General features: G+C 45.1%; 2 protein-coding genes. Both read left to right on the top strand.

The features are described from left to right. Positions 1–703: carbamoyl phosphate synthase small subunit (locus tag AC1DWN_RS30890; RefSeq protein WP_477562688.1), on the top strand; the 703-nt coding region annotated here is incomplete at its 5' end. Further along, positions 690–3273, top strand: a 2584-nt coding sequence (gene carB, locus AC1DWN_RS30885; protein ID WP_477562687.1) for a carbamoyl-phosphate synthase (glutamine-hydrolyzing) large subunit, incomplete at its 3' end; no start/stop codon positions are given. The genes AC1DWN_RS30890 and carB, both read left to right, overlap by 14 nt.

The following is a 3273-nucleotide window of genomic DNA, read 5'->3' as shown; positions in this document are numbered from 1 at the left end:
ACTTATGACCGATCAGGTTGCTCGTACTTCAACGCCTAACATATTCTCAAGCCCAGGACAAGGTGCACGTATCGTCCTAGTAGATTTCGGATCGAAAAGTGGTATTTTGCGCGAACTGACGAAACGCGGTTGTGACGTAGTTGTCGTTCCGCATAACACGACTGCTGAAGAAATTCGTCATTTGGCACCAGACGGTATTCAATTGTCTAATGGCCCTGGGGACCCGAAGGATGTTCCTTATGCTGTGAAAATGATCTCGGAGTTGCTTGGCGAATATCCGATTTTCGGTATTTGTTTAGGCCATCAGCTGTTCGCATTAGCTTGCGGAGCTGATTCAGAAAGACTGAAATTTGGTCATCGCGGCGGCAACCATCCGGTTAAAGAACTATCGACGAATCGCTGCTATATTACATCGCAAAACCACGGATATACAGTAATTGAGGATTCCATTGCTAATACAGGCTTATCTGTCACACATATTAATAATAATGACCGTACTATTGAAGGCTTGAAACATAATACATTCCCTGCTTTCTCGGTGCAATACCATCCAGAAGCAGCGCCAGGCCCTCAGGATTCCAGCTATTTGTTTGATGAATTCCTGGAAATGATCCGTACGCACAAGCAAAATAACCCACAAAAACCTCGTCAAGCTGTGTTATCGGAGACGTTGAAAGGAGAACTTCAGTATGCCCAAAAATAATAAACTCAAAAAAATTCTCGTGATCGGGTCTGGTCCGATCGTTATCGGACAAGCGGCTGAATTCGACTATGCAGGAACGCAAGCTTGTCAGGCGTTGATGGAAGAAGGGTATGAGGTTGTCCTCATAAACAGCAATCCAGCAACAATCATGACGGATACAAATATGGCTGACAAAGTTTATATCGAACCAATAACGTTGGAGTTTGTAACACAAATTATTCGTCAAGAGCGCCCGGATGGCTTGTTGCCGACGCTAGGCGGACAAACGGGCCTTAACATGGCTGTCGAGCTTGCTCGCGCAGGCGTGCTTGAACGGGAAAATGTGAAGCTGCTTGGAACGCAATTAACTGCTATCGAAAAAGCAGAAGATCGTGATTTGTTCCGTGATCTCATGCGTGAGCTAGAGCAGCCGGTACCTGATAGTGATATCGTCACTACAGTAGAAGCGGCAGTAGAATTCGCTAATTCAATCGGGTACCCAGTCATCGTACGTCCTGCTTATACACTTGGGGGTACTGGCGGTGGTATTTGTGCGAATGAAGAAGAACTAATCGAAATCGTTGCTTCCGGTATTCGTTACAGTCCGATTGGACAATGCTTGATCGAGAAATCGATTGCGGGCATGAAGGAAGTTGAATATGAAGTTATGCGTGATGCGAATGACAACTGTATCGTTGTTTGTAACATGGAAAACTTTGATCCGGTTGGCGTTCATACCGGTGATAGCATCGTTGTGGCTCCTAGCCAAACATTGTCTGATCGCGAGTACCAAATGCTTCGTTCGGCATCACTCAAAATTATTCGCGCTCTAAATATTGAAGGCGGATGTAACGTGCAGTATGCACTTGATCCACATAGCTATCAATATTACGTCATCGAGGTTAACCCACGTGTAAGCCGTTCGTCAGCGCTTGCTTCGAAAGCAACGGGCTATCCAATTGCGAAGATGGCAGCGAAAATTGCTGTTGGTTACACGCTTGATGAGCTAGTAAACCCAGTAACAGGACAAACTTATGCATGCTTCGAGCCGGCACTTGATTATATCGTATCCAAAATTCCACGCTGGCCTTTTGATAAATTCGTTAATGCGAATCGTAAGCTAGGCACGCAAATGAAAGCAACGGGCGAAGTTATGGCCATTGGCCGTACTTTCGAAGAGTCCATTCATAAAGCTGTTCGTTCCCTTGAAATCGGTGCTCATCGAATTCATTTGCCAGAAGCTTCTTCACTCGATGAAGCAACTCTTAATACCCGTCTTGAAAAGCCGGACGACGAGCGTATGTTCCTAGTAGCGGAAGCATTCCGCCGCGGCTATAAGCTTYAGGTTATTCAAGATTTAACGAAAATCGATTGGTGGTTCCTTGATAAAATTCAATCGATCATCGCTTTTGAAGATCGCATGCGCAGTGAGTCAACGCTGTCGCAGCAAACGCTGTATGAAGCAAAGCGTAAAGGTTTCTCTGACCGTTCGATCGCAGAAATTCGTCGCGAAGGCTTCCCGAATGGCAGCCACACAACTGAAGAGGATGTGCGTGCGCTGCGCGTACAGCTTAACCTTAAGCCGGTATACAAGATGGTAGATACTTGTGCCGCTGAATTTGAAGCGACTACACCGTACTACTATTCAACATACGAAGTAGAAAATGAAGTCATTCATACCGATAAGAAAAAAGTGCTTGTGCTTGGCTCTGGTCCAATTCGTATTGGGCAAGGTATCGAATTCGATTACTCTACGGTTCATGCGGTATGGGCTATTCAGAATGCGGGTTATGAAGCGGTTATTATTAATAACAACCCAGAAACCGTTTCAACAGATTTCAGCACGTCTGACCGACTGTATTTTGAACCATTATTTTTCGAAGATGTTATGAATGTCATCGAACAAGAAAATCCGATTGGTGTTATTGTGCAATTCGGCGGACAAACAGCGATCAATCTAGCTTCACCGCTTACTAAAGCAGGCGTTAAAATACTAGGATCCAGCTTAGAGAGTATCGATGCAGCCGAGGATCGCAAAAAGTTCGAAGCTTTGCTTCGCAGCTTGGACATTGCACAACCAGACGGCAGCACAGTTACTTCTGTTGATGAAGCTGTTGCAACTGCTCAAGGTCTAGGTTATCCGGTACTTGTTCGTCCATCCTATGTACTCGGTGGACGCGCAATGGAAATCGTATATTCAGATGAAGATCTACTGAGCTATATGGAAGTTGCTGTGAAAATCAATCCGGAGCATCCGGTACTGATTGACCGCTACATGCTAGGCAAAGAAGCGGAAGTTGACGCGATTTGTGATGGCGATACGGTTGTAATTCCAGGTATTATGGAGCACGTAGAGCGCGCTGGTGTTCACTCAGGCGACTCTATCGCGGTGTACCCGCCGCAGTCGTTATCGGATGACATTAAGCAGCAAATTATCGATATTACGATTAAGATTTCTAAAGCTCTAGATGTAGTTGGTCTAGTGAATATCCAATTCGTTATTCATCAAGATAAAGTGTATGTGATTGAAGTTAATCCACGTTCATCACGTACGGTTCCTTTCTTGAGTAAAGTTACAAATCTTCCGATGG

Source organism: Paenibacillus sp. P4_A7, from assembly GCF_056402455.1.
The sequence above is the reverse complement of the archived record's forward strand: the minus strand, read 5'-3'. Positions and strand labels throughout refer to the sequence as shown.